Origin of the sequence: Dactylosporangium sp. CA-092794 (assembly GCF_050948465.1) — a bacterium.
Taxonomy (GTDB): Bacteria; Actinomycetota; Actinomycetes; order Mycobacteriales; family Micromonosporaceae; genus Dactylosporangium.
In genome coordinates, this window is sequence record NZ_CP192044.1 from 6,102,443 (window position 1) to 6,127,065 (window position 24,623).

Below are 24,623 nucleotides of genomic sequence, written 5' to 3' on the forward strand. Positions count from 1 at the left end.
ACCGCCGATCCCGGCTGATGGTCAGGCGGCCGTCGGCGCCGGCCCCGGGGCAGCGCAGCGCGACGGGTCGGTGCGGACATCGCACCCGCCGGGCGCGACGTCCGATCCGCCCGGCCCGGGGCGGCCGAAAGTCTCCGTGATCATGATGCCCGCGCTGACGGCACCCCGGGTTTGCCATGATCCCGGAGCCTTTCGGTACACAGGGGTACATCGGCACTCCACGATCATGAAAAACCGTTGGTGTCGGCGCCGGCTGGGCATGATCACGGAGACTTCCGGTCGCTGCGCAGGACCCGCGGAAACCGGCATATGCGAAATGTCGGATAAATCCGGTCACGAAGTGGCTGGATTTATCCGACCGCGAAACATGCGTATGCCGCGCGCCGCCGGTTCTTGGCACCGCGGACCTCGCAGGGAGGGCCGCCAGGCCCGAGCGGTGTCTCGCGGGAGGAACGGTCCGGCGGTGACGCGGACCCGAGTCCGGCATTGGGGTTTGACGATGGTGCGGAGCAGACGGTGGTGCATAGAATCTCCCGCCGTGGTGACATTGGTCCATGATTGTCCGCCCGGGGCCGTTGGCCTGCCCGACGACCTCGCCCCCTACGCGCTGCGCGACATCGACCGGGTGCTGCGGCGGCGGCTCGCGGAGGCCGCGCAGGGCGGCGGGTTCGTGGTGCTCACCGGCCGGCGGCGGACCGGGCGGACCCGCTGCGCCTACGAGGCGCTCCACGCCGTGCTGTCCGGCCACGAGCTCGTCATGGGGGTCGCGGCGGCCGCCGGCCCGGCGGTGTACTGGCTCGGCGACCTGGACACCGACCCGCCCTCGCAGCACGACGTCGAGCGGCTGCTGACCCGGGGCGTCCCGGCGGTCCTCGTCGGGGTCCTGCACTCGGCCACGTTCGACCGGTTCACCGGCACCGGCGGGCGGGACCGCTACGACGGCCTCGACCTCGACGAGTTCGGCGACCAGCGGCGGATGCTGCGCCCGGCCGGCGAGCCGGTTCGCGTCGATGCGCACTTCATCCGGGCCGAGCGGCTCGCCGCCCCCGGCCCCGTGCGGCTCGCCCCCGACGTCGGGGCGACGCCGGCGCTGGAGGACCGGGCGGACCGGTGGCGGATCGCCGGCGACACCGCGGTGCCGGCGCCGGACGTCGAGGCGATGGCCCGGGCCCGGCTGACCGTGCCGGTGCCGGCGCACGTCTGGGCGGCGGCCGAGCGGGAGGCGGCCACCGCGGAGGAGGTCCTGCGGCTGGGCCGGGCGGCGTGGGACCGGCTGGACGAGGAGCGGGCCGAGCGGCTCCTGCGCCGGGCCCGGGACCTCGGGCACCCGCGGGCCGCGCGGCATCTGGGGGTCCTGACCGAGCGGCAGGGCCGGCTCGCCGAGGCGGTCGAGCTCTACCGGGAGGGGTCCGGCTGGCAGCGCCCGGACCTGCTGCGCGCCCTGGGGCGCACCGAGGAGGCCGTGGCGATCCTGCTGGAGCGGTCGGCCGGCGCCGAGCCGCAGCTCGTGGAGATGCTGGTCGAGCTCGGGCGGGACGAGGAGGCGACCGCCGTCCGGCGCCGCAGTCCCCTCATGGGCCACAGCCTCGTCGCGAGCCTGGTCGAGCAGGGGCGGGACGAGGAGGCGATCGCGGTCTGCCGCGAGTCGGAGCGGCGGGTCGACCTCGGGCGGCTGCTCGACTCGCTCGGCCGGGCCGAGGAGGCCGCCGCGGTGTACCGCGACGCCGTCGTCATCGACGGAGACTGGTTCGCCGCGCGGTCGCTGAACCCGCCCGCGGCGCGGCTGGAGGCCCTGCGCGCCGGCGTGGCCGCCGGGCACAACCTGCACGGCGAGCTGCTGGGGGAGCTGCTGAGCCACCCAGGTGCGATCGATGAGGCCGTCGCCGTCTACCGGGACTCCGAAGGTTTCTGCGACGACCAGGCGCCGCGGCTGGCCGAGGTCCTCGAGGCGCAGGGCCGGGCGGAGGAGGCCGTGGCGGTGCTGTCCGAGTCCTCCGGCGAGACCGTGCCCGCGCTCATCGGGCTGCTGCTGCGCCTCGGCCGCCACGGCGCCGCCCGCGAGCTGTTCCCGCTGGCCCGCCCGGAGGAGCTGGCCGAGCTGCCCGAGGCCGGGCTCATCGCCGACCTCTGGATCGCCGACCCGGCCGACGCCCACCTGCTGGGCGAGTTGCTCCGCCTGACCGGCCGTGCCGCCGATGAGGTCGAGGCCTACCGGGCGGCCCTGGCGGCGGGCCAGGACGCCTGGTATCTGCTGGTGGACGCGCTGCGCGCGGCCGGGCGGCTCGACGAGGCCGTCGAGGTCTGGGAGTCCGCGATCGCGGCCGGGGTGCCGGACGCCGCCGCGCACCTCGCCGATCTGCTGTGGCACGAACGGCGTGAGCTCGTCCAGGTGGCGGCGATCGGCCGGGGCACCCTCGTCTACCGGCTGCGGCGGCTGGGCCGGGCGGCCGAGGCCCGGGCCGTCTGCGAGGCCCACCCGGAGGACGACGACCTGCGCCGCGACCACGCGGAGCTGCTGCACGAGGCCGGCCGGTCCGCCGAGGCGGTGGAGGTGTACCGGCGGGCCGAGGCGGCCGGCGTCGGCTTCCCGAAGCGCGACCTGGTCGCCGCGCTGCTGGCCACCGGCCGCCCCGAGGAGGCGATCGAGGTCTGGCGGGACGAGCTCGCCGGGCGGGAGCGGGCCGGGCAGGACAGCGCGCGGGAGGTCCGGCAGACCCTCGCCGAGCTGCTGGAGGCCGACGGGCGCGGCGACGAGGCGGTGGCCCTGTGGCGGGACGCGGTCGCCGACCGCCCCGGCGGGGCGGCCTACCGCGTCCTCGTGTCGCTGCTCGACGGGCTGGGCCGGGGCGGCGAGGCCGGCGAGGTCCTGGCCGTGGCGTGGGCGGCCGGCTCGCACGCGGCGCGCGAGGCGCAGGTGGCGCGGCTCGCCCGGGTCGCCGTGCCGCCGGTCAGCGGACGCTGAAGCCGGCCAGGCCCTCGGCGGGCTCGTCGTGCACGACGACGCCGGTGACGTGGGCCGCGCGCGGGCCCTGGCCGGACCAGGCGACCATCGCGGCGACCGGCTCCTCGGCGCCCTCGAAGACGGCCTCGACCCGGCCGTCGGGGAGGTTGCGGACCCAGCCGGTCACGCCGCGTGACGCGGCGGCGCGCCGGCAGGAGTCACGGAAGGCCACGCCCTGCACCCGGCCGGCGACGAGCACCCGTTTTCGGATCATCGGGCGACGGTACCGTCATTTGACGCTGCCGGTGAGCAGGCCGCTCACGATGTACCGGTTCAGCGTGACGGCGACGAGCGCGGGCACGGCGAGGGCGACGATCCCGGCCGAGCTCAGCAGGGAGTACGGCACCAGGTGACGGCCCTGCAGGGCGCCGATCACCACCGTGAGGGGCTGGGTGGACAGGTCGCTGGAGAGCACCAGCGGGAACAGGAACTGCGCCCACGCGAACAGGAACGTGATGATCGCGGTGGAGATGATGCCCGGCCGGGCCAGCGGCAGCACGATGTGCCACAGGACCCGCATGCGGCCGGCGCCGTCGACCGCGCCGGCCTCCTCCACCGAGCGGGGCAGCGCGGTCATGTAGGCGTGCAGGATCCAGGTGGCCAGCGGCAGGAACCCCGACACGTAGACGAGCACGATACCGGTGTAGGTGTTGACCAGGCCGAAGGTGCTCAGGATGCGGTACAGCGGGATGAGCGTGGTGTAGGCGGGGAAGGCCATGGTGGCCAGCACCGCGTAGAACAGCACGCCGCGGCCGCGGAAGGTCATCCGGGCGAAGGCGTAGGCGGCCAGGGTGGCCAGCACGACGGTCACGATCGTCGCCGCCGCGCACTCGACGAAGATGTTGACCGTCGAGCGGCGGATGGCGTCGGGGATCTCGCCCGCCCCGCCGAGCAGTGCCCGGTAGTTGTCCAGGGTCGGGGCGGGCGGGACGTAGTGCGCGGGCTTGGCGCTGACCTGCGCGTCGGTCTGCAGGCTGGTGTTGAGCGCCCAGTACAGCGGGGCGAGCGACCAGACCAGGATGAACGCGACGCCGATCCGGCGCCCCCAGGAATGCCGGTGCAACCTAGAACTCCACCGATCGGTAGACGAGCTTCACGATGAGGTACGACAGGACGAGCGTGGCGAGCGTGACCACCAGCGACAGCGCGTAACCCTCGCCGAAGTCGAGGTTCTGGAAGCTGATGAAGTAGGTCTGCATGGTCACCGAGGCGCCGGTCGACGCGGCGCCGTTGAGCACGTAGGGCTGGTCGAAGACGTTCAGCGTGGCGATCAGCGCCTGCACCATCGCGATCGCGATGCCCGGCCGGGCCAGCGGCAGGGTCACCCGCAGGAAGGCCGACAGCGGCGAGCAGCCGTCCAGCCGGGCCGCCTCGTAGAGCTCCCCGGGGATGTTCTGCAGCGCGGCCAGGACGAGCAGCGCCGAGAGCGGGGTGATCTGCCAGACGTGCACCAGCTCGATCGCGAAGATGGTCAGCAGCCGGTCCTGGCCCAGGTACACCTGATAGTGCTCGATCAGGTGCACCGAGGTCAGGACGCTGTTGAGCAGGCCCGTGTTGCTGTCCCAGATGCCCGTCCACACGATGCCCTCGACCACGCCGGGCAGCGCCCAGGGCAGCACCAGCAGCGCGACGACCACGGAGCGCCCGCGGAAGCCGCGCTGCAGCGCGACGGCCATGCCGATGCCGAGCACGGTGGACAGCACGACGCCGATGACCGTGTACAGCGCGGTGTTGCCCATGCTGGACAGCACCGCGTCGTCGGAGAACAGGCGGCGGAAGTTGTCCAGCCCGTTGAACGCGACCGGCGGGTTGAGCTCCTGCACCCGGTAGAACGACTGCACGATCGTCACGGCCGCGGGGACCAGCGCGAGCGCGACGATGAACAGCGTCAGCGGTGCGACCAGCGCGTAGGGCAGCAGGTCGGCCCGGCGGCGCCCGAGCGGAGCGCTCACGAGCCGCTCGCGAGCTTGTTGGTGGCCGAGACGATCGCCTTGATGGCGTCGGCGGCGCTGACCGATCCGGTGGCCGCCTCGTGCAGGTTGGTGTAGACGGCGCGGGAGAACTCCGGGTACCAGGCCGGCGCGCCCTCCGGGAAGACCGGCTTGGCGCTGTTCTTCAGCATGTCACCGAGCTGCTCGCCGCCGATGAGCTTGCCCTTCTCGGTGAGCGTGGTCATGCCGGCCAGCCGGGACGGCAGGAAGTAGCCGGGCATGACCTTGTCCGGGCCGTTGGCGCCGGCGAAGTCGGCCTGGTTGTCGGCCTGGGTGAACCACTCGATGAACTTGGCGGCGGCGGCCGGGTACTTCGCCTGCCGGGGGATGCCGATGCCGTCGGGGTTGCTCATGTTCGGGCCGGGGCCGCTCACGCCCGGGGTCGGGATGTAGACGACCTGGTTGACCACGCTGGAGGAGTCCGGCACGCCGTAGAGGCTGCCGACGTTGCCCGAGTAGTCGCCGAACGTGCTGGCGACGGTGCCCTTGGCCATCAGGGTCTGCTGGCCCTGGCTGTCCGCGACGTTGATGTTGCCCGGCGGTACCAGACCCTGCTTGAGCGCGTCGATCATCCACTCGGCGGCCTTGTAGCCCGGCGAGCCCGGATCGGCGAACTGGGGCTTGCCCGCGCCGTCCAGCACGGTCCCGCCGAACGCCGCGGTGGTCTGGTACCAGTAGGTCGACAGCCCCTCGGCGGCGGCGAACGGGATGTTCAGCGGGTACTGCACGACGCCCTTCGCCTTGATCTGCTTGAGATCGGCCGTGTACTCGTCGATCGTCTTCGGCATCGTGGTGATCCCGGCCTTCTCGAACAGGTCCTTGTTGACCGTCGTGACCAGGAACGAGGCGTCGAAGGGGATGCCGATCACGTGCCCGCCGGAGGTGAACGACGGCAGCTGCGGCATCTGCGCGGCCAGCCCGTTGGTGTCGATGTAGTTCTCCAGCGGGTAGAACCAGTTGAGCTTGCCCAGCTGCCCGACGCGGGACCAGTCGACGTCGGTGGCGTCGGCGAAGTACGTCTTGGCGGCGGCCGCGGCGGCGATCTTCGTCTGCAGGCTGTCCCAGTCGACGGTCGACCACTTGACGGTGATGCCGGTGCTCTTGGTGAAGGCGTCCAGCGTCGCCTGCGGTGGCGGGGACGCGGCCAGCGCCACCGTGATCGTCACGCCGGACGTCTGGTCCGAGGCGCCGCCGCCGCCCGAGGAACACGCGGCGGCGCCGAGCAGGGCGGCGAGGGCGAGCCCGCCGGCAAGAACTGCCCGCACGGCGCGCGACGTCGATGTCATGGTCCGCAAAGCCTTCCTCCTATTGCGCGTTTGTGCACACTTGAGCCCCCAGGAGTGCGGTCGAGCGTCGCATCGGTTGCACGAATGGTCAACGGGGCCACTGTTAGCAGTTGATTTCGGGCAACATTCGCGATACTGACTGCGCGGATGTTGTTCGTTCGCTCAGATTTCTGTTCGTACCGAGCGGTCACTTGCGCGTTTCGTGTTAGGCTCGCCGCCGTGCAGCGCAGGCAGCGGCTCAACCAGATGGTCGCGGCGATCGTCGAGAGCGGCTCGCTCGACGTCGATGCCCTGGCGGACCGGTTCGCGGTCTCCGCCGCGACGGTGCGCCGCGACCTGCGGGTCCTGGAGAAGCAGCGGCTGGTCAGCCGCAGCCGGGGCGGCGCGCAGCCGCACACCTCGTTCAACGACCTGCCGCTGAGCTACAAGGACACCCAGGACATCGGCGAGAAGCGGCGGATCGCCCGGCAGGCCCTGGCGTTCGTCGACGGCGCGCGGGTGATCGGCACGACCGGCGGCACGACGCTGTCGGAGTTCGCCCGGCTGCTGACCGACCGCGACGGCCTGACCGTGGTGACCAACGCGCTCAACCTCGCCACGCACCTGGTGGCCAACCCGCGGCTGCGGGTGCTCGCGGCCGGCGGGGAGGTGCGCAGCAGCAGCCAGGAGGCGGTCGGGCCGACCGCGGAGGCGTTCATGGCCAGCTACAACGTCGACGTGGCCTTCATCGGCGTGGACGGCGTCGACGCCGACGCCGGCTGCACCAACTACGACCCGGTCGGCGCCCGGGTCAACGCGATGCTGTGCGAGCGGGCCCGCACCAACGTGGTCCTCGCCGACGCGACGAAGATCGGCCGGGTGGCGCTGGCCCAGGTCTGCCCGACCGCCGCGGTCAGCGTCCTCATCACCGACTCCCGTGCCCCCCGGGCCGCGCTGGACCGCATCCGCGCCCAGGGCTGCCGGGTGCTCATCGTCTAGCGGGCGGCGAGCGCGACGCAGACGAGCAGCAGCACCGAGTTCGCGATCTCCAGCAGCCCGACCCGGATCGGCGGCCAGCCGCGGCCCGGCAGCACCGCCGCCCGCAGGAGCAGCAGCGCGAACAGCCCGGCCGCCCACGGGCCGAGCCGGGCCGCGCCGGCCAGGGCGAGCGCGTGGTAGGCGATCGACCAGCGCCGGTGGGCGGCGCTGCCGCGCTCCCGGATCATCGTCTTGACGTAGAGGACGGTACCGGCGAAATAGGCGAGGCAGAGCAGGAACGTGTCCAGGGCCCGGGCCGGCGGGCGCGCGGCGACGGTGGCCACGACGAGCGCGATGAGGCAGCTCTGCGCGACCGAGACGAGCCCGTTGAGCGTGGCGCGCTCCCGGCGGCGCCACGCGTACCAGGCGTTGACGCCGAACAGGATCGCGTAGGCGGGCGCGTACCACAGCACCGCCGGGCGGGCCGCCACGACGAGCGCCGCGGCCGGCGCGGCGATGCCGGCGTAGAGCAGCAGCTGGGCGCGGTAGCGCCCGGGGCGCCGGGACTTGAGCGCCTGGAACACGAAGTAGGACAGCAGATATCCGGCGAGCCAGGCCACCAGCAGCGGCAGGTCCGGCCAGCGGTACCCGGCGGCGAGCAGCCCGGCCACGTAGGGCACGGTGAGCATCGCCCAGGCGCCGTGCTGGGGCGGGACGAACCGGCGCCGGCGGGTTCCGGCGGTCACCCGGTGACCCGGATGGTGCCGCGGGCGCCGCGGTCGGCGTCGGCGAGCGCGTGGCTGAGGAAGGGATAGCTGCCGGGCTGCGCGAACGTGGTCTCGACGAACCCGCCGGAGGCCGGGGCGAGGTCGAGGACCTGCGCGCCGCCCGGGTCGGACGGGCGCAGCCGGTAGCCGCCCTCGGCGTAGACGGTGTCGAACGGCGCGCCGACGACGTGGAAGGCGGAGGATCGGTCGGGGCCGGCGTCGAGCAGCCAGAACCGCACCCGCTCCCCGGTGCGCGCGGTGAGCGGCCGGAAGGCGTACTGCGAGGCGTAGCCGTTGAACACCACGGCGTCGGGCCGGTCGGCGGCCCCGCCCGCCGCGTCCGGCGCGTCCGGGTAGAACTCGGACTGCACCAGCACGTACTCGCGGTCGGCCGGGGCAAGGCCGGGCGGGTCGACGATCAGCGCGCCGTACATGCCGTTGCCCACGTGGTACGGCATCGGCATGGCCGAGCAGTGGTACATCCAGATCCCGGCCCTGGTGGCGGTGAACCGGTACACGATCGACTGCCCCGGCTCGACGGTCCGCATCGCCGTGTCCGGGGCGAGGGCCTCGGCGTGGAAGTCGATGCCGTGCTCGACGCCGCCGTCGTTGACGAGGGTGACCTCGAAGACGTCGCCGACCCGGCCGCGCAGCACCGGCCCGGGCGCGGTGCCGCCGAACGTCCACAGCCGCCGGGACACTCCGGCCGCGATCTCGCCCCGGAGCTCCCGGGCGTGCAGCGTGACGCGATGCTCGCGCCCGGCCGGCGCCGGGGCGAGCGCGGCGTCGCGGGCGGTGAAGCCGGGGCCCGGATCCGCCATCGCATCCACCCGGCCCGGGGCGGCGGTCGCGGCGGTGGTGGTGATGGTGAGCGTCATGCCCGACGCCCGGTGCGCGGGCTGCGTGCACCAGCCCTCCACGGTGCCGCCGACGACGCCGGCGTCCAGGCGGGCGGTCTCGCCCTTGCCCAGCAGCGCCGTGTGCGGCCCGGTGGCCAGCTCCAGGTCGTGGCGGCGGTCGTCGGCGTTGGTCAGCACGATGACCAGCCGGTCGCCGGCCGGGACGGTGAGGTGGCCGGGCCGGTAGCGCATCCCGTCGGCGGTGACCGCCACGGTGGTGGTGTGCCCGGTGGCCGCCACCGCGGCCGGGGGCGCGGCCACGCCGGGGTCGGCCCCGGCGGCGTGCCGGCCGATGACGCCGGCCACGACGGCGAGCAGCACGAGGCCGGCGCCGGCCGCGGCGCCGCCCAGCTGCCGGGTGGACGGTTGGACCTCCACTGTGGACATCGGTCACCTCGTTCGGGACAGCAGGATCCGGGCGGCCGGCAGCAGGAACTGCAGCAGCGCGGCGAGCAGCAGCAGGGCGGTGGCGATCCGCACGTACGCCCCGACCGGCAGCAGGTAGACGGCCAGCCCGAGGTTGGTCATGGCGACCCGCTGCGGCCAGTGCGCCTCCATGCGCGCGGTGCGCTCGCGGACCGGCCCGGGCCCGCCGCCGAGGGCCATCGGCAGCAGGTAGGACAGCGCGCCGAGCAGCACCTGCGCGACGAACCCGCCGCCCAGCGCGGGCAGCACGGCGTCGAACCGGTCGGCGGCGGCCGCCGCGGTGGGCGCGGTGAGCAGGGTGACGGCGTCCCAGGCGAGGGCGACCAGCAGCCAGCCCAGCCCGGCGCCGATCGACCAGGCGGCGAAGGACGCGGGCGGTCGCTGCCGGGCGGTCGCGGCGACCGGCACCGCCACCAGGACCGTCGCGGCCGCGAACAGCGCGGCCCCGGCCGCGGCGACGACCGGCCACCAGGCGAGGGCGCCCACGGCGAGGCAGCCGAGGCCGGCCAGGCTCAGCGGCAGCGCCCGGCGGGTGGCCCGGGCGGCGCCCTCGTGCATGCGGGTGCGCAGCACGGTCGGCCACAGCGTCAGCACGGTGCCGAGCACGGTGAGGGTGACGAAGCCGAGCAGGTTGACGTGCGCGTGGAACAGCAGCAGCCGCGGCCGCAGGTCGTCGTCGCGCAGCAGCATCCACGCCCCGGCCGGGATCCCGGTCAGCACCGCCGCGCAGCCGGCGAGGTAGTAGCGCACGGTGACCGCGAACCGGGCCGGCAGCGCCCGGCGCAGCCAGGCCGCGAGCACCCACAGGTGGGCGCCGACGGCGGCGAACACGACCGCGGCGCCGGCCACGCCGGCCCAGGCCGGGCCGGCGGCGCCACCGGCCAGCACGGCGAGCACGCCGGCGTTGAGCGCGGCCAGCCGGGCCGCCTCGCCCCGCCGGTGCGGCGGGGTCGCGGTGCGCAGGATCGCCGCGGCGAAGTGCGCGCCCCAGATCAGCACGGCGTTGGTGGCGGCGCCGAGCAGCAGCAGGTGCACCAGCAGCCACCGGCTCTGCGGTACCACCGGATGGGCGAACCCGAGCGCGACCACCCCGCCCAGGTAGGCCAACGGCAGCAGGCCGGTGCGGCGGTGCCAGCCGGCCCGGCCGGTCGAGGAGCGTTCGGCGGTGGCGGTCACCGGCGCACCGCCAGCGTGACGGCGCAGGCGGCGAACCCGGCGATCGCCACCTCGCCCGCCACGCCTGCCCACTGCCAGATCGGGACCAGGGCGGCCCAGTCGCCCAGGCCCAGCCGGACCAGCAGGGCGAGGTGCAGCAGCGCGAGCGGCGCGTACAGCACGGGGTGGTACGGCAGCGGGCGGCGCAGCACCGCGGGCAGGATGACCGGCGCGTGCGCGAAGATCATCGACATGGTGAAGCCGAGGAACACCGCGTGGAGCGCCGCGTCGTAGCGCGGCCCGTCGGCGACCGCCCCGCCGCCGGCCCACAGCAGCCCGGCCACCGCCAGCCAGCCGTAGCCGGCGAGCAGCCCGGCGGCGACGTAGCGGGGCAGCCCCCGGCCGCGCACGGTGTGCCGGGCGACGTCGAAGACGGCCAGCCAGCCGACCAGCCCGAGCAGGGCCAGCCCCCACAGGTGGGCGCCGGCCCCCGGCCACAGCAGCCCGGCCGCCGCCCCGACCGGCACGGCGCCCGACGCGGCCAGGAACCACGCCTCCGCGCCGCGGTGGTCGGGGCCGAGGGCGACGCGGGCCAGCTCGAGGCGCTCCCCGGCGATGGTGAGCACCACGAATCCGGCCAGCCACGGCGCGACCCGATCCGCCGGGAGGCCGCCCAGCCACAGCAGGGTCGCGGCATACCAGCACAGGGCGCCGGCGGCCTGGGCGAGCAGCGCCACGCTCGCCTGCCGCCGCCACAGCGCCCGGTAGACGGCGAGGAGCCCGGCCCCGCCGGCCGACAGCAACAGCAGCCCGGCCCAGCCCGGCCCGCCGGCCAGCAGGACCAGCCCGCCGAGGCCGGAGCCGGCGGGGGCGAGCAGGGCCCACCGGGCGCCGAGGGCGACCGCGCGCTCCAGCGCGACCAGGGTGCCGACGAACCCGAGGACCATCACCGGCCCGTGCGCGGCGCCGCCGTCGGCGGTGCGGTCGGGCACCGCGAGGCCGAGCCGGATCAGGGCGGTGTAGAGCCCGCCGAGCAGCCCGGCGCCGGCCGCGGCCAGCAGCGGCACCCGCCACCGGGGGCTCATTGCCGCGGTCGCGCGCCGGCGCCGAACAGGCGGATGACGCAGGCGCCGGGCAGGGCGAACGGCTCCAGCTCGGTGCGGGCGCCGGGTGCGCCGAACGCGGCGAGCGCGCCGCCGACGACCCCCTGGTGCAGCCCGCAGACCACGTCGGGGCTGGACAGGGCGAGGTCGAGGAACGGGCAGGAGCGCAGGTGCACCACCGCCGAGCCCTCGGCCGGCCGGTCGACCACCTGCGGGGTGAAGCCCAGCGCGTCGAGGACGCGGACCACGCCGTCGACCGGCGTGCCCGGGGTGCCGGACGCGGCCCGCTCGGCGTTGACCGGTGCGGCGAGGGCGCGGCCCCAGTCCCGGCCCGCCCGCATCCCGGCCGCGTGCGGGTCGTCGGCGTCGCGGGCGAGGTGGCCGATCAGCGCGGCGGCCAGGTCCCGGTAGGGCCGGTCGGCCCGCGGCGCCGCCTCGGTGCCGGACTCGGGCACGGCCCGGTAGCGCCAGGCGGGCCGGCCCGGCGAGCCATCGCCGCGCCGGTGCCGGGTCAGCAGCTCGGACTCGACCAGCTGGTCGAGGTGGGCGCGCACGGTGCTGGGGTGCAGCCCGGTCGCCTCGGCGACGTCCGCGGCGGTCAGGCCGTCCTCGGCGCGGCGGACCAGGTCGAGGATGCGCACCCGGCTGACCGCCGACAGCGCCCGGTGCCGGGCGGTGTCGGGTAGCTCACTGGATGGCCCGAGCTCTTCCATACTCACGGGAACCAACGTTATAACGGTAATCGCCATCAAAACTAGGGGGTGGGCGCATGTCACACGACAATGGCCTCGCCGAAGTCCCGCGCGATTCGCCAAACGCGTTGATACTGTCCGAAATCGGAGCTTTGGAGACGATGATGGGCAAGACACGGCGGGGTCTCGTGCTCGCGGTCGCCACGGTCGGGTTCGCCGTCAACTTCTGGGCCTGGGCGCTGCTGAGCCCGCTCGCGCCCCGGTTCAAGGACGCTTTGCAGCTCAGCTCGTTCCAGCAGGCGCTGCTCGTCGCGGTCCCGGTCGTCGTGGGCTCGCTCGGGCGGATCCCCGTCGGCGCGCTGACCGACCGGTTCGGCGGCCGGCTGATGTTCCCGCTGGTCTCGCTGGCCACGATCGTGCCGGTGCTCTACCTCGGCCTGTCCGGGCACACCTCGCTGGCCGGGCTGCTGGCCGGCGGCTTCTTCCTCGGCATCGGCGGCACCGCCTTCGCCGTCGGCGTGCCGCTGGTCAACGCCTGGTTCCCGCCGCAGTCGCGGGGCCTGGCCATCGGCGTGTTCGGCGCCGGCATGGGCGGCACCGCGATCAGCGCCCTGACCACGGTGAAGCTGGTCACCGCGCACGGCACCGCCACCCCGTTCGTGGTCACCGCCGTCGTGCTGGCGGTGTACGCCGCGGTGGCCGCGCTGCTGCTGCGCGACGCGCCCGGCCGGCCCGTGCCCGCCGAGCCGCTGTCCCGGCGCCTGGCCGCCACCCTGCGGCTGCGCATCACCTGGCAGGCGTCGGCGCTCTACGCGGTCGCGTTCGGCGGCTACGTCGCCTTCTCCGTCTACCTGCCGGCGTACCTCAAGACCGCCTACGGGCTGGCCCAGACCGACGCGGCCAACCGGATGGCCGGCTTCGTGCTGCTGGCGGTGCTGATGCGCCCGATCGGCGGCTGGCTGTCCGACCGGATCGGCCCGACCCGGGTGCTCACCGCCGCGCTCGCGGTCGTGGCCGCCGGCGCCGCCGTCCAGGCGTTCACCCCCGGCCTCGCCCCGCTCGGCACGATCGCGTTCCTGGCCATGGCGGCCGCCCTGGGCGCGGGCAGCGGCGCCACCTTCGCCCTCGTCGCGCTGCTCGCCCCGGCCGGCCAGGTCGGCTCCGTCACCGGCGTCGTCGGCGCCGCCGGCGGCCTCGGCGGGTTCGTCCCGCCGCTGGTCATGGGCGCCCTCTACGGCCAGTACGGCTCCTATGCCCTGGGCCTGGCCGCCCTCGCGGTGGTGGCCCTCGCCGCGCTCGTCCTGACCGTCACCGCCGTCGCCCGCAGCACGGCCGCCGCCGCACGGGGGAGCGCCGCCCATGTGTGAGTACTGCGGCTGCCAGGCCATCGCCGCGATCGACGAGCTGACCCGCGAGCACGACACCGTCGTGAACCTGACGGGCGACGTGCGGGCCGCCCACGCCGCCGCCGACGTGCCCCGCATGGCGGACCTGGCCCGGCGCATCGCCGCCGTCCTCGGCCCGCACACCGCGGTCGAGGAGGAAGGCCTGTTCCCCGCGCTCGCCGGCGACTTCCCCGACCACGTGGCCGCGCTGCGCGGCGAGCACCGCGTCGTCGAGGCGGTGCTCGCCGAGGCCGCCGCCGGAACCCCGGACGACCCGGCCTGGCCGGCGCGCCTGCTGGACACCCTGGACCTGCTGCGCGAGCACATCCTCAAGGAACAGGACGGCGTGTTTCCCGCCGCTCTGGCCAACCTCAGTACGCAGGACTGGGCGGTCGTGGACGAGGTCCGCGCCGCCCGGAAGGGAAGCTGATCGTGCCCGCAACCCCCGGCCTGGACGACGAACTGACCGACGCGCTGGTGCGCACCCGGCGCTTCTTCACCCGCGGCGAGGTGTCGCCGGACCTGCGCACGCTGCACCAGATCGGCGGCCGGCAGGCGGACGCCTTCTACCGCGACCGCTGGTCCCACGACAAGGTCGTGCGCTCGACGCACGGCGTCAACTGCACCGGGTCGTGCTCCTGGAAGGTGTACGTCAAGGACGGCATCATCACCTGGGAGGCCCAGCAGACCGACTACCCCAGCGTGGGCCCGGACCGCCCGGAGTACGAGCCGCGCGGCTGCCCCCGCGGCGCCGCGTTCTCCTGGTACACCTACTCCCCGACCCGGGTCCGCTACCCCTACGTGCGCGGCGTGCTGCTCGAGCTCTACCGGGAGGCCAAGGCCGCGCACGGCGGCGACCCGGTCGCGGCCTGGGCCGACATCGTCTCGGACCCCGCGAAGGCCCACCGGTACAAGTCGGCCCGCGGCCGGGGCGGCCTGGTCCGGGCCACCTGGGACGAGGCGGTCGAGCTGGTCGCCGCCGCCCACGTGCACACCATCGCCGAGTTCGGACCGGACCGGCTGGCCGGGTTCTCGCCGATCCCGGCGATGTCGATGGTGTCGCACGCCGCCGGCGCCCGCTTCTACAACCTCATCGGCGGGGCGATGCTGTCGTTCTACGACTGGTACGCCGACCTGCCGGTCGCCTCCCCGCAGGTGTTCGGCGACCAGACCGACGTGCCCGAGTCCGGCGACTGGTGGGACGCCGGATACCTGATCATGTGGGGCTCCAACCTGCCGGTCACCCGCACCCCGGACGCGCACTGGATGGCCGAGGCCCGCTACCGCGGCCAGAAGGTCGTCGCCGTGTCGCCCGACTACGCCGACAACGTCAAGTTCGCCGACGAGTGGCTGCCCGCCCAGCCCGGCACCGACGGCGCCCTGGCCATGGCGATGGGCCACGTCGTGCTCAAGGAGTGCTTCGTCGACCGGCAGGTCCCCTACTTCGCCGACTACGTCTCCCGCTACACCGACCTGCCGTTCCTGGTCACCCTCACCGAGTCCGCCGACGGCGGCTACCGGCCCGGCAAGCTGCTCACCGCCGCCGACCTGCCCGGCGCCGAGGCGCAGAGCGAGCACGCGGCGTTCAAGACGGTCCTGCTCGACGCCGACGGCACGCCGGTGGTGCCCAACGGCTCGCTCGGGTTCCGCTACGGCGACGCCGGGGCCGGCCGCTGGAACCTCGACCTCGGCGAGGTCCGGCCGCTGCTGTCCGCCGCCGGCGGCGCGGCGGTGGAGGTGATCCTGCCGCGCTTCGACACGCCGTCCGGCTCGGCCGCGCCCGTCCGCCGCGGCGTCCCGGCCCGGCGCATCGGCGACCGGCTCGTCACCACCGTGTTCGACCTGCTGCTGGCCCAGTACGGGGTGGCCCGCGACGGGCTGCCCGGCGACTGGCCGACCGGCTACGACGACGCGGAGCGGCCCTACACCCCGGCCTGGCAGGAGGCGATCACCGGCGTGCCCGCCCCGGCCGTGGCCCGCATCGCCCGGGAGTTCGCCGCCAACGCGGAGGAGACCCGCGGCCGTTCGATGATCATCATGGGTGCCGGTACCAACCACTGGTTCCACGCCGACACCATCTACCGCTCGTTCCTGACCCTGACCACGCTCACCGGCTGCCAGGGCGTCAACGGCGGCGGCTGGGCGCACTACGTCGGCCAGGAGAAGGTGCGCCCGATCACCGGCTACACCGTGCTGGGCACCGCCGCCGACTGGTCCCGCCCGGGCCGGCAGATGATCCAGACCGCCTACTGGTACCTGCACACCGACCAGTTCCGCTACGACCCGTTCTCCGCCGGCACCCTGTCCGCCGGCAGCGCCGACGGCCCGTTCGCCGGGCGCGGCACCGCCGACATCATCGCCCAGTCGGCGCGGATGGGCTGGATGCCCACCTACCCGACGTTCGACCGCAACCCGCTCACCCTCGCCGGCGACGCGGCCGCGGCCGGGCGCCTGCTCGGCGACTACGTGACCGGCGAGCTCACCGCCGGCCGCCTGCGCTTCGCCGCCGAGGACCCCGACGCGCCGGAGAACTTCCCCCGGGTGCTCACCGTGTGGCGGGCCAACCTGCTCGGCTCCTCGGCCAAGGGCAACGAGTACTTCCTCAAGCACCTCCTCGGCACCGGCCACGCCGTGCGCGCGACCGAGGCGCCGCCCGAGGCCCGCCCCCGCGACGTGGTGTGGCGCGCGGAGGCACCCACCGGCAAGCTCGACCTGCTGCTCACCCTCGACTTCCGGATGACCAGCACGACGGTGTACTCCGACGTCGTGCTGCCGGCCGCCACCTGGTACGAGAAGCACGACCTCAACACCACCGACATGCACCCGTTCGTCCACTCGTTCAACCCGGCCATCGCCCCGCCCTGGCAGACCCGCACCGACTGGGACGCGTTCATGGCCATCGCCCGGACGTTCAGCGCGCTCGCCGGCCCCCGGCTGGGCACCCGCACCGACGTCGTCGCCGCCCCGCTGCTGCACGACACCCCGGACGAGCTGGCCAACCCGCACGGCGTCGTGCGCGACTGGAAGGCCGGCGAATGCGACCCGATCCCCGGCCGGACCATGCCGAAGCTGGTGCCGGTCGAGCGCGACTACGCGGCGATCGCCGAGAAGATGGCCGCGCTCGGGCCGCTGCTCGACACGCTGGGCGCCACCACGAAGGGCGTCACCTTCGAGGTCGACCGGGAGATCGACTACCTGCGGCACAAGAACGGCACGGTCCGCGGCGGGGTCGCCGACGGCCGCCCGTCCATCGCCCGCGACGTGCAGGCCTGCGAGGCGATCCTGGCCCTGTCCGGCACCACCAACGGCCGCCTCGCCACCCAGGGCTTCCACACCCTCGAGCGGCGCACCGGCGTCCGGCTCGCCGACCTCGCCGCCGAGCACGAGGGCAAGCAGATCACCTTCGCCGACACCCAGTCCCGCCCGACGCCGGTCATCACCTCGCCCGAGTGGTCGGGCTCGGAGTCCGGCGGGCGGCGGTACTCCCCGTTCGTCATCAACGTCGAACGGCTCAAGCCCTGGCACACGCTGACCGGCCGGCAGACGTTCTACCTCGACCACGACTGGATGGCCGACCTGGGGGAGTGGCTGCCCGTCTACCGGCCGCCGCTGAACATGCAGGCCCTGTTCGGCGAGCCCGCCGTCGGCGAGCACGGCGAGCTCGGCATCACCGTGCGGTACCTCACCCCACACAACAAATGGTCGATCCACTCCGAGTATCAGGACAACCTGTTCATGCTGTCGCTGTCCCGCGGTGGCCAGACGATCTGGATCTCCAAGGAGGACGCGGCGAAGATCGGCGTGCACGACAACGACTGGATCGAGGCGGTCAACCGCAACGGCGTCGTCGTGGCCCGCGCGATCGTCTCACACCGCATGCCCGAGGGCACCGTCTACATGCACCACGCCCAGGACCGGCTCATCGACGTGCCCCGCACCGAGACCAACGGCCGGCGCGGCGGCATCCACAACTCCCTCACCCGGCTGCTCATCAAACCCACGCACCTCATCGGCGGGTACGCCCAGCTGTCGTTCGCGTTCAACTACCTCGGCCCCACCGGGAACCAGCGCGACGAGGTCACCGTCATCCGCCGCCGCAACCAGGAGGTCACCTACTGATGCGCGTCATGGCACAGATGGCGATGGTGATGAACCTCGACAAGTGCATCGGCTGCCACACCTGCTCGGTGACCTGCAAGCAGGCGTGGACCAACCGCACCGGCGTGGAATACGTGTGGTTCAACAACGTCGAGACCCGGCCCGGCCAGGGCTACCCGCGCCGCTACGAGGACCAGGAGACGTGGAAGGGCGGCTGGACGCTGAACCGGCGCGGCCGGCTGACGCTCAAGGGCGGCGGCCGGTGGAAGAAGCTGCTCACCATCTTCTCCAACCCCAAGCTGCCGTCCATCTCCGACTACTACGAGCCCTGGACCTACGACTACGAGACGCTGACCAACGCGCCGCTGCAGGAGCACACCCCGGTCGCCCGGCCCAAATCGCTCATCTCCGGCCGCGACATGAAGATCTCCTGGTCGGCCAACTGGGACGACGACCTCGGCGGCGCCCCCGACCACGGCCACCGCGACGTGCTGCTCGCCGGCATCGCCGACAAGGTCAAGTTCGAGTTCGAGCGGACCTTCATGTTCTACCTGCCGCGCATCTGCGAGCACTGCCTCAACCCGTCGTGCGCCGCCTCCTGCCCGTCCGGCGCCATCTACAAGCGCGAGGAGGACGGCATCGTCCTGGTCGACCAGGACCGCTGCCGCGGCTGGCGGATGTGCGTCTCCGGCTGCCCCTACAAGAAGGTGTACTTCAACCACCGCACCGGCAAGGCGGAGAAGTGCACGTTCTGCTTCCCCCGCGTCGAGGTCGGCATCCCCACCGTGTGCTCCGAGACGTGCGTCGGGCGGCTGCGGTACATCGGGCTCATGCTCTACGACGCCGACGCGGTGCTCGCCGCCGCCGCGACGCCGGACGAGCACGGGCTCTACGAGGCGCAGCGGCGGGTGTTCCTCGACCCGAACGACCCGGCCGTGGTCCGCGCCGCCGAGCGGGCCGGCATCCCGCGCGACTGGATCGAGGCCGCGCAGCGTTCCCCGGTCTACGCCCTCATCAACACCTACCGGGTGGCGCTGCCGCTGCATCCGGAGTACCGCACGATGCCCATGGTCTGGTACATCCCGCCACTGTCACCGGTGGTCGACGTGGTGCGCGACACCGGCCACGACGCCGAGGACCGCGGCAACCTGTTCGCCGCCATCGAGGCGCTGCGCATCCCGGTCGAATACCTGGCCGGGCTGTTCACCGCCGGCGACCCGGCGCCCGTCGACGCGGTGCTGCGCCGCCTCGCCGCGATGCGCTCCTACATGCGCGACCTCAACCTGGGCCGCGACGCCGACGAGCGCATCCCGGCCGCGGCCGGCATGACCGGCGAGCAGATGTACGACATGTACCGGCTGCTCGCCCTGGCCAAGTACGACGAGCGGTACGTCATCCCGCCCGCACACGCCGAGCAGGCCCACGCCCTGGAGGAACTGGCCACCGAATGCGCCCTGGACTACGAGGGCGGCCCCGGCATGGGCGGCTCCGGCCCGTTCGGCGAGTCCTCCGGCGGCCCCGCCCCGATCGCCGTGGAGAACTTCCGCATGCTCCGCGAGCGGCAGACCACCGACACGATCGCCGGCCCGGACGACAAGGCGCGCCGGGTCAACCTGCTCAACTGGGACGGCAAGGGCCACCCCGAGGGCCTCTTCCCGCCCCGCCAGGAGGAGCCATGAACGACCGGCGGAAGGCCGCCGCGTGGCAGGCCCAGTCGCTGCTGCTCGGCTACCCGGACGAGGAACTGATCGGCCGCGCCGCCCTGCTGCGCTCGGTGGCGGCGGCGCTCGACGAGCCGGTCGGCGCCCCGCTGCGCCGCTTCCTCGACCACGCCACCGGCACCCCGCTGCCCCAGCTGGCGGCCGACTACGTCGCCACCTTCGACCACCGGCGGCGGTGCTGCCTCTACCTGACGTACTACGCCCACGGCGACACCCGCAACCGCGGCATGGCGCTGCTGTCGCTCAAGCAGACCTACGCCGCCGCCGGGCTCCGCCTGGGCGACGACGAGCTGCCCGACCACCTCGCCGTCGTCCTCGAGTTCGCCGCCGCGACCCCGGCCGCCGGTGCCGAGCTGCTCGTCGAGCACCGCGCCGGCCTGGAACTGCTGCGCCTGGCCCTGCACGACGGCGGCTCCCCGTGGGCCCCGGTGCTCGACTCGGTTTCCGCCACGCTGCCGCCGCTCGCCGGCGACCAGCGCCTCGCCACCGCCCGCCTGGCCGCCCAGGGCCCGCCGGCCGAGCGGGTCGGGCTCGCCCCGTTCGAAAGGGTGTCGCGATGAACGTGCTGCTGTGGATCGTCGTGCCGTACGTGGCGATCACCGTCTTCGTCGCCGGCCACGTCTGGCGCTACCGGTACGACAAGTTCGGCTGGACCACCCGCTCCTCCCAGCTCTACGAGCGCCGGCTGCTGCGCCTGGGCAGCCCGATGTTCCACTTCGGCATCCTGCTCGTCGCGGCCGGCCACGTCGGCGGCCTGCTCATCCCCGAGTCGTGGACCGAGGCGGCCGGGATCAGCGAGGCCGCCTACCACGCCGTCGCCGTCGGCCTCGGCACCATCGCCGGTTTCCTCACCCTGGCCGGCGCCGCCATCCTCATCTACCGGCGCCGGACGGTCGGCCCGGTCTTCTCCGCCACCACCGTCAACGACAAAGTCATGTACGTGCTGCTGATCGGGACCATCGTGCTCGGCCTCGGCACGACCGTGCTGGGCAACCTGACCGGCCACCCGCACGACTACCGGCAGACCGTCTCGCCGTGGTTCCGGTCCATCTTCGCCCTGCACCCGGACCCGGCCCTGATCCTGGCCGCGCCGATCGGGTTCCGGCTGCATGCCTTGTCGGCCTTCGTGCTGTTCGCGTTCTGGCCGTTCAGCCGCCTGGTCCACGTCTTCTCGGCCCCGCTGGGCTACCTCACCCGGCCGTACATCGTCTACCGCAGCCGGGACCGGCAGCTCGGCACCCGGCCGGCCCGCCGCGGCTGGGAACGCGTCCAGTGAGCGCCCTGCCGGCCACCACCCCGCTCCCCGGTGCCTCCGCTCCGGGCGGCGGGGTGCCCGACGTGCCTGCTTCGGGCGGCGGCGTGGCCGACGTGCCGTGGGATGTCGCGCGCGATCAGGCCCGTCGGCTGCCGGCGGCGCTCGGCGTGGAGCGCGTCCCGGTCGACGCCGCGCACGGGCGGGTGCTGGCCGAACGCGTGTGCGCGGCCGTGGCGCTGCCTGGCTGCGACATCGCGGCGATGGACGGCTACGCTGTCGCCGGCCCGCCCCCATGGCGGGTCATCGGCCGGGTCTTCGCCGGCCCCGCCGTGCTCGCGCCGGACGCCGCCGTTCCGCTCGTGCCCGGCACCGCTGTGGAGATCGGCACCGGCGCGCGGGTGCCCGCCGGGGCCACGGCGGTCGTGCCCTACGAGCGCTGTCGCCGCGTCGGCGCCCAGGTCACCCCGTTGGCCGGCGCCCCCGGCGCCGGCGCGCACATCCGGGTCGCGGGCGAGGACGCCAGGCCCGGCGACGAGATCGTGCCGGCCGGGCGGCCGCTGAGCGCCGCCGCCCTGGGCGCGGCCGCGCAGGCCGGCGTGGACACCCTCGCCGTGCGCCGCCGCCCCCGCGTCCACATCGTGGTCACCGGCGACGAGGTCGTCCGGGCCGGCCTCCCGGGCCCGGGCCTGGTCCGCGACGCGTTCGGCCCGATGGTCGCCGCCCTGGCCGAGCGGGCCGGCGGCGTGGTCACCGGCCGCACGTACCTGCCCGACGACCACGACGCGCTGCTCGCCGCCGTCGACACCACGGACGCCGACGTGCTGGTCGTGACCGGCTCGTCGTCGGTCGGCGCCGCCGATCACCTGCACCGCGTCCTCGGCCGCGTCGGGGCGCGCGTGCACGTCGACGGGGTGCGGTGCCGGCCCGGCCACCCGCAGGTGCTCGCCCGGGCCGCCGACGGCCGGTGGCTGGTCGGGCTGCCGGGCAACCCGTTCGCCGGGCTGGTCGCCGCCGTCACTTTGCTCGAGCCGGTCGTCGAGGCGCTGGCCGGCCGGCCGCGCCGGGCGCCGGCGATGCTGCCGGTCAGTGGTGCCGCTCGATCCTACCCGCTCGGCGTCCGGCTGGTGCCGGTGCGGGTCGAGGCGGCGCAGGCGGTGATCGTGCCGGGCGCGCGGCCGGGCGGTCTGCGCGCGGTCGCGACCGCGGACGCCCTTGCCGTGATCCGGCCCGACTGGACGCCGGGCGCCGTGGCCGAGCTGGTGGCGCTGCCCTGACGACTGCGCGGGGCCGACCTCGGTGGTGCGCGCCGGCTGCTACCTGCACCCTACAGCATCCGAAAAAATCGGCCTGTCGCTCAGTGTAGCGACCGGGACGCGGCGCGTGGTGTCAGTGGGTGGCGGCGCGGGGCAGGGTCAGTGTCATGGTAAGGCCGCCGCCGGGGGTGGGTTCCGGCACGAGGGTGCCGCCCATCGCCTCGGCGAGGCCGCGGGAGAGGGCCAGGCCGAGGCCGACGCCGGTGGCGGTGTCGCGGTCGCCGAGGCGCTGGAAGGGCTGGAAGATCCGGTCGTGGTCCCCGGCCGGCAGGCCCGGGCCGTGGTCGACGATGCGGATCTCGACCCGGCCGGCGTGTTCGCTGGCGCCGATCGCGGGCGGGCGGCCGGGCGGGCTGTAGCGCAGGGCGTTGGCGAGCAGGTTGACCAGGATCCGCTCCAGCAGCGTCGGGTCGGCGCTGACCTCGGGCAGTTCCTCGGGGACGCTGATGCCGACGGCGGCGTCGAGGTCGTCGGCGGCGCGGGGCAGGGCGTCGGCCAGGTCGACCGGCTGCAGCGCGAGGGCCAGGGCGCCGGCCTGCAGGCGGGACATGTCGAGCAGGTTTTCGACGAGCCGGGTGAGCTTGTCGAGCGACTCCTCGGCGGTGGCCAGGAGTTCGGCCTGGTCTTCGGCGGAGAAGTGCACGTCGGGGCTGCGCAGGCTGCCGACGGCGGCCTTGGCGGCGGCGAGGGGGGTGCGCAGGTCGTGGCTGACCGCGGAGAGCAGGGCGGTGCGCAGCCGGTCGACCTCGGCCAGCGCGCCGGCCTCGGCGGCCTGCTCGCTGAGGCGCTGCTGGCGCAGGGCGATGGCGGCGTGCGCGGCGAACGCCTCGACCAGCCGCCGGGCGGTGGCGGGGAGCGGGTGGCCGCGCAGGACCAGCGACACGTTCTCCTCGATCGGCACCTCGGACTCGCCCTCCTCGGGCGACGCGCACGGCGGGCCGCCGACGGAGGCGGCGATCTGCCACGGGTGATGTTCGGAGCGCCGCTCCAGCAGGGTGACGCAGGTGAGGCCGAACGACTCGCGGACCCGTTCGAGGAGGGCGTCGAGGGGGTTGTCGCCGTGCAGGACGCTGCCGGCGAGGGTGGCCAGGGTCTGCGCCTCGGCGGCGTCCCGGGCCGCGTCGCGGGCCCGGCGGGCGGCGCCGTCGACGACGGTCGCGACGGCGACGGCGACGAACACGAAGGCGACGAGGGCGAAGACGTTGTCCCGCTCGGCGATGGTGATGCGGTACACCGGCGGCGTGAAGTACCAGTTCAGCACCAGGAACCCGGCAATGGCGCAGATGAGGGCGGGCAGCAGGCCGCCCACCAGCGCGGCGGCGACGGCCAGGACGAGGTAGGCGAGGATGTCGCTGGGCAGCGCCACGTCGGGGCGCAGCGCGTCGAGCACCACGGTCAGCAGCGGCAGGCCGGCCACGGCCAGCGCGAGCCCGGCCAGGCGGCGGCGCAGGCCCAGGCCGCCGGGGCGGCGGGCGCGGAAGGCGAAGCGGCGGGCCTGTTCGTGGCTGACCAGGTGGACGTCGATGGAGCCGGACCGGGCGGTGGTGGTGACGCCGACGCCGGGCGAGAAGATCTGCGCGAACCGGCCGCGGCGGCTGGCACCGAGCACGAGTTGGGTGGCGTTGACGCCGCGGGCGAAGTCGAGCAGGGCGTGCGGTACGTCGCTGCCGAGGACCTGGTGGTAGGTGCCCCCAAGGGTCTCCACCAGGAGCCGCTGGCGGGTGAGGTTGACCGGGTCGGCGCCGGCCAGGCCGTCGCCGCGCACGACGTGGACGGCGAGGAGGTCGGCGCCCTTCGTGCGGGCGGCGACCCGGGCGGCGCGGCGCACGAGGGTGTCGCCTTCGGGCCCGCCGGTCAGCGCCACGACGACGCGTTCGCGGGCTTCCCAGGTCTTGTCGATGCCGTGGTCGGCGCGGTAGCGGTCGAGCTGTTCGTCGACCTTGTCGGCGAGCCAGAGCAGGGCCAGCTCGCGCAGGGCGGTGAGGTTGCCGACCCGGAAGTAGTTCCCGAGCGCGGCGTCGATCTTGTCGGGTTTGTAGATGTTGCCGTGCGCCATGCGGCGGCGCAGGGCCTCCGGGGTCATGTCGACCAGCTCGATCTGCTCGGCGCGGCGGACGACGGCGTCGGGGACGGTCTCGCGCTGCGGTACCCCGGTGATGGACTGCACGACGTCGTTGAGCGATTCGAGGTGCTGGATGTTGACGGTGGTGAGGACGTCGATGCCGGCGTCGAGGATGACGTCGACGTCCTGCCAGCGCTTGGCGTGGCCGGCGCCGGGGATGTTGGTGTGGGCGAGCTCGTCGACGAGGGCGACCTCGGGGCGGCGGGCCAGGACGGCGTCGAGGTCGAGTTCGGTGAAGTCGCTGCCGCGGTACCGGACGGTCTGGCGGGGTACGGTTTCGAGCCCGTCGAGCATGGCCTGGGTGAACGGGCGGTCGTGGGTTTCCACGAACCCGACGACGACGTCGGTGCCCCGGTCGAGGCGCCGCCGCCCCTCTTCGAGCATCTTGTAGGTCTTGCCGACGCCGGGCGCGGCACCGAGGTACACCCGCAGCGTCCCGCGCGTCGTCATCG

Annotated in this window: 19 protein-coding genes; 9 read left to right on the forward strand and 10 right to left on the reverse strand. The window is 74.4% G+C overall.

What is annotated here, in order from left to right; all coding sequences use genetic code 11:
- Positions 1-538 precede the first annotated feature (538 nt).
- Positions 539-2,962 carry a tetratricopeptide repeat protein gene (locus ACQPXD_RS25730; protein WP_432842830.1) on the forward strand — a complete coding sequence of 808 codons (2,424 nt, stop codon included), beginning with the start codon at positions 539-541 and terminating at the stop codon, positions 2,960-2,962.
- On the opposite strand, the gene ACQPXD_RS25735 is transcribed toward ACQPXD_RS25730, so the two are convergent.
- From ACQPXD_RS25735 to ACQPXD_RS25750, 4 genes are read right to left on the reverse strand one after another with little or no spacing between them, the layout of a single operon-like run.
- Positions 2,949-3,215: an acylphosphatase gene (locus ACQPXD_RS25735; RefSeq protein WP_432842832.1), complete on the reverse strand. Its 267-nt coding sequence runs from the start codon at positions 3,213-3,215 to the stop codon at positions 2,949-2,951. The genes ACQPXD_RS25730 and ACQPXD_RS25735 overlap by 14 nt on opposite strands.
- A gap of 15 nt (positions 3,216-3,230) precedes the next feature.
- Positions 3,231-4,064, reverse strand: coding sequence for a carbohydrate ABC transporter permease (locus ACQPXD_RS25740; RefSeq protein WP_432842834.1), 834 nt, complete (start codon positions 4,062-4,064; stop codon positions 3,231-3,233).
- A gap of 1 nt (position 4,065) precedes the next feature.
- The gene (locus tag ACQPXD_RS25745) at positions 4,066-4,953 is read right to left on the reverse strand and encodes a carbohydrate ABC transporter permease (RefSeq protein ID WP_432842836.1); all 888 of its coding nucleotides are present in this window, start codon (positions 4,951-4,953) and stop codon (positions 4,066-4,068) included.
- A complete protein-coding gene (locus ACQPXD_RS25750) occupies positions 4,950-6,278 on the reverse strand; it encodes an ABC transporter substrate-binding protein (protein WP_432842838.1) in 1,329 nt (442 codons plus the stop codon). The genes ACQPXD_RS25745 and ACQPXD_RS25750 overlap by 4 nt, the downstream gene beginning before the upstream one ends.
- 219 nt (positions 6,279-6,497) lie before the next feature.
- Here ACQPXD_RS25750 and ACQPXD_RS25755 point away from each other — a divergent pair, with 219 nt between their 5' ends.
- Positions 6,498-7,256, forward strand: coding sequence for a DeoR/GlpR family DNA-binding transcription regulator (locus tag ACQPXD_RS25755; protein WP_432842840.1), 759 nt, complete (start codon positions 6,498-6,500; stop codon positions 7,254-7,256).
- Here the strand turns inward: ACQPXD_RS25755 and ACQPXD_RS25760 are convergent.
- From ACQPXD_RS25760 to ACQPXD_RS25780, 5 genes are read right to left on the reverse strand one after another with little or no spacing between them, the layout of a single operon-like run.
- Positions 7,253-7,981: a YwiC-like family protein gene (locus ACQPXD_RS25760; protein WP_432842842.1), complete on the reverse strand. Its 729-nt coding sequence runs from the start codon at positions 7,979-7,981 to the stop codon at positions 7,253-7,255. The genes ACQPXD_RS25755 and ACQPXD_RS25760 overlap by 4 nt on opposite strands.
- A complete protein-coding gene (locus ACQPXD_RS25765; protein ID WP_432842844.1) occupies positions 7,978-9,288 on the reverse strand; it encodes a multicopper oxidase domain-containing protein in 1,311 nt (436 codons plus the stop codon). Before ACQPXD_RS25765 ends, ACQPXD_RS25760 begins: the two co-directional genes overlap by 4 nt.
- Positions 9,289-9,291: 3 nt before the next feature.
- A complete protein-coding gene (locus ACQPXD_RS25770; RefSeq protein ID WP_432842846.1) occupies positions 9,292-10,503 on the reverse strand; it encodes a hypothetical protein in 1,212 nt (403 codons plus the stop codon).
- Entirely contained in the window at positions 10,500-11,567 is a 1,068-nt protein-coding gene (locus ACQPXD_RS25775) for a hypothetical protein (RefSeq protein ID WP_432842848.1), read from the reverse strand. The genes ACQPXD_RS25770 and ACQPXD_RS25775 overlap by 4 nt, the downstream gene beginning before the upstream one ends.
- Positions 11,564-12,298 (reverse strand): helix-turn-helix transcriptional regulator, encoded by a 735-nt coding sequence (locus ACQPXD_RS25780; RefSeq protein ID WP_432843946.1) that lies wholly within the window; start codon positions 12,296-12,298, stop codon positions 11,564-11,566. The genes ACQPXD_RS25775 and ACQPXD_RS25780 overlap by 4 nt, the downstream gene beginning before the upstream one ends.
- Before the next feature lie 140 nt (positions 12,299-12,438).
- Here ACQPXD_RS25780 and ACQPXD_RS25785 point away from each other — a divergent pair, with 140 nt between their 5' ends.
- From ACQPXD_RS25785 to ACQPXD_RS25815, 7 genes are read left to right on the forward strand one after another with little or no spacing between them, the layout of a single operon-like run.
- A complete protein-coding gene (locus tag ACQPXD_RS25785) occupies positions 12,439-13,644 on the forward strand; it encodes an MFS transporter (protein WP_432842850.1) in 1,206 nt (401 codons plus the stop codon).
- Positions 13,637-14,092, forward strand: a complete 456-nt coding sequence (locus ACQPXD_RS25790) for a hemerythrin domain-containing protein (protein WP_432842852.1) — start codon at positions 13,637-13,639, stop codon at positions 14,090-14,092. The genes ACQPXD_RS25785 and ACQPXD_RS25790 overlap by 8 nt, the downstream gene beginning before the upstream one ends.
- Positions 14,093-14,136: 44 nt before the next feature.
- Positions 14,137-17,781: a nitrate reductase subunit alpha gene (locus ACQPXD_RS25795; RefSeq protein WP_432843948.1), complete on the forward strand. Its 3,645-nt coding sequence runs from the start codon at positions 14,137-14,139 to the stop codon at positions 17,779-17,781.
- Positions 17,781-19,439 carry a nitrate reductase subunit beta gene (gene narH, locus ACQPXD_RS25800; protein WP_432842854.1) on the forward strand — a complete coding sequence of 553 codons (1,659 nt, stop codon included), beginning with the start codon at positions 17,781-17,783 and terminating at the stop codon, positions 19,437-19,439. The genes ACQPXD_RS25795 and narH overlap by 1 nt, the downstream gene beginning before the upstream one ends.
- Positions 19,436-20,041: a nitrate reductase molybdenum cofactor assembly chaperone gene (gene narJ / locus ACQPXD_RS25805; RefSeq protein WP_432842856.1), complete on the forward strand. Its 606-nt coding sequence runs from the start codon at positions 19,436-19,438 to the stop codon at positions 20,039-20,041. The genes narH and narJ overlap by 4 nt, the downstream gene beginning before the upstream one ends.
- Positions 20,038-20,757 (forward strand): respiratory nitrate reductase subunit gamma, encoded by a 720-nt coding sequence (gene narI, locus ACQPXD_RS25810; protein ID WP_432842858.1) that lies wholly within the window; start codon positions 20,038-20,040, stop codon positions 20,755-20,757. Before narJ ends, narI begins: the two co-directional genes overlap by 4 nt.
- A complete protein-coding gene (locus ACQPXD_RS25815; protein WP_432842860.1) occupies positions 20,754-22,010 on the forward strand; it encodes a molybdopterin molybdotransferase MoeA in 1,257 nt (418 codons plus the stop codon). The genes narI and ACQPXD_RS25815 overlap by 4 nt, the downstream gene beginning before the upstream one ends.
- Before the next feature lie 112 nt (positions 22,011-22,122).
- Here the strand turns inward: ACQPXD_RS25815 and ACQPXD_RS25820 are convergent, their stop codons facing one another.
- A complete protein-coding gene (locus tag ACQPXD_RS25820) occupies positions 22,123-24,621 on the reverse strand; it encodes an ATP-binding protein (protein WP_432842862.1) in 2,499 nt (832 codons plus the stop codon).
- Positions 24,622-24,623 lie beyond the last annotated feature (2 nt).

Coding starts and splice junctions, on each gene's coding strand:
- ACQPXD_RS25780 (WP_432843946.1), bottom strand. CDS start 12,298: ATGGAAGAGCTCGGGCCATCCAGTGAGCTACCCGACACCGCCCGGCAC.
- ACQPXD_RS25765 (WP_432842844.1), bottom strand. CDS start 9,288: ATGTCCACAGTGGAGGTCCAACCGTCCACCCGGCAGCTGGGCGGCGCC.
- ACQPXD_RS25775 (WP_432842848.1), bottom strand. CDS start 11,567: ATGAGCCCCCGGTGGCGGGTGCCGCTGCTGGCCGCGGCCGGCGCCGGG.
- ACQPXD_RS25785 (WP_432842850.1), top strand. CDS start 12,439: ATGATGGGCAAGACACGGCGGGGTCTCGTGCTCGCGGTCGCCACGGTC.
- ACQPXD_RS25750 (WP_432842838.1), bottom strand. CDS start 6,278: ATGACATCGACGTCGCGCGCCGTGCGGGCAGTTCTTGCCGGCGGGCTC.
- ACQPXD_RS25790 (WP_432842852.1), top strand. CDS start 13,637: ATGTGTGAGTACTGCGGCTGCCAGGCCATCGCCGCGATCGACGAGCTG.
- narI (WP_432842858.1), top strand. CDS start 20,038: ATGAACGTGCTGCTGTGGATCGTCGTGCCGTACGTGGCGATCACCGTC.
- narJ (WP_432842856.1), top strand. CDS start 19,436: ATGAACGACCGGCGGAAGGCCGCCGCGTGGCAGGCCCAGTCGCTGCTG.
- ACQPXD_RS25820 (WP_432842862.1), bottom strand. CDS start 24,621: ATGACGACGCGCGGGACGCTGCGGGTGTACCTCGGTGCCGCGCCCGGC.
- ACQPXD_RS25735 (WP_432842832.1), bottom strand. CDS start 3,215: ATGATCCGAAAACGGGTGCTCGTCGCCGGCCGGGTGCAGGGCGTGGCC.
- narH (WP_432842854.1), top strand. CDS start 17,781: ATGCGCGTCATGGCACAGATGGCGATGGTGATGAACCTCGACAAGTGC.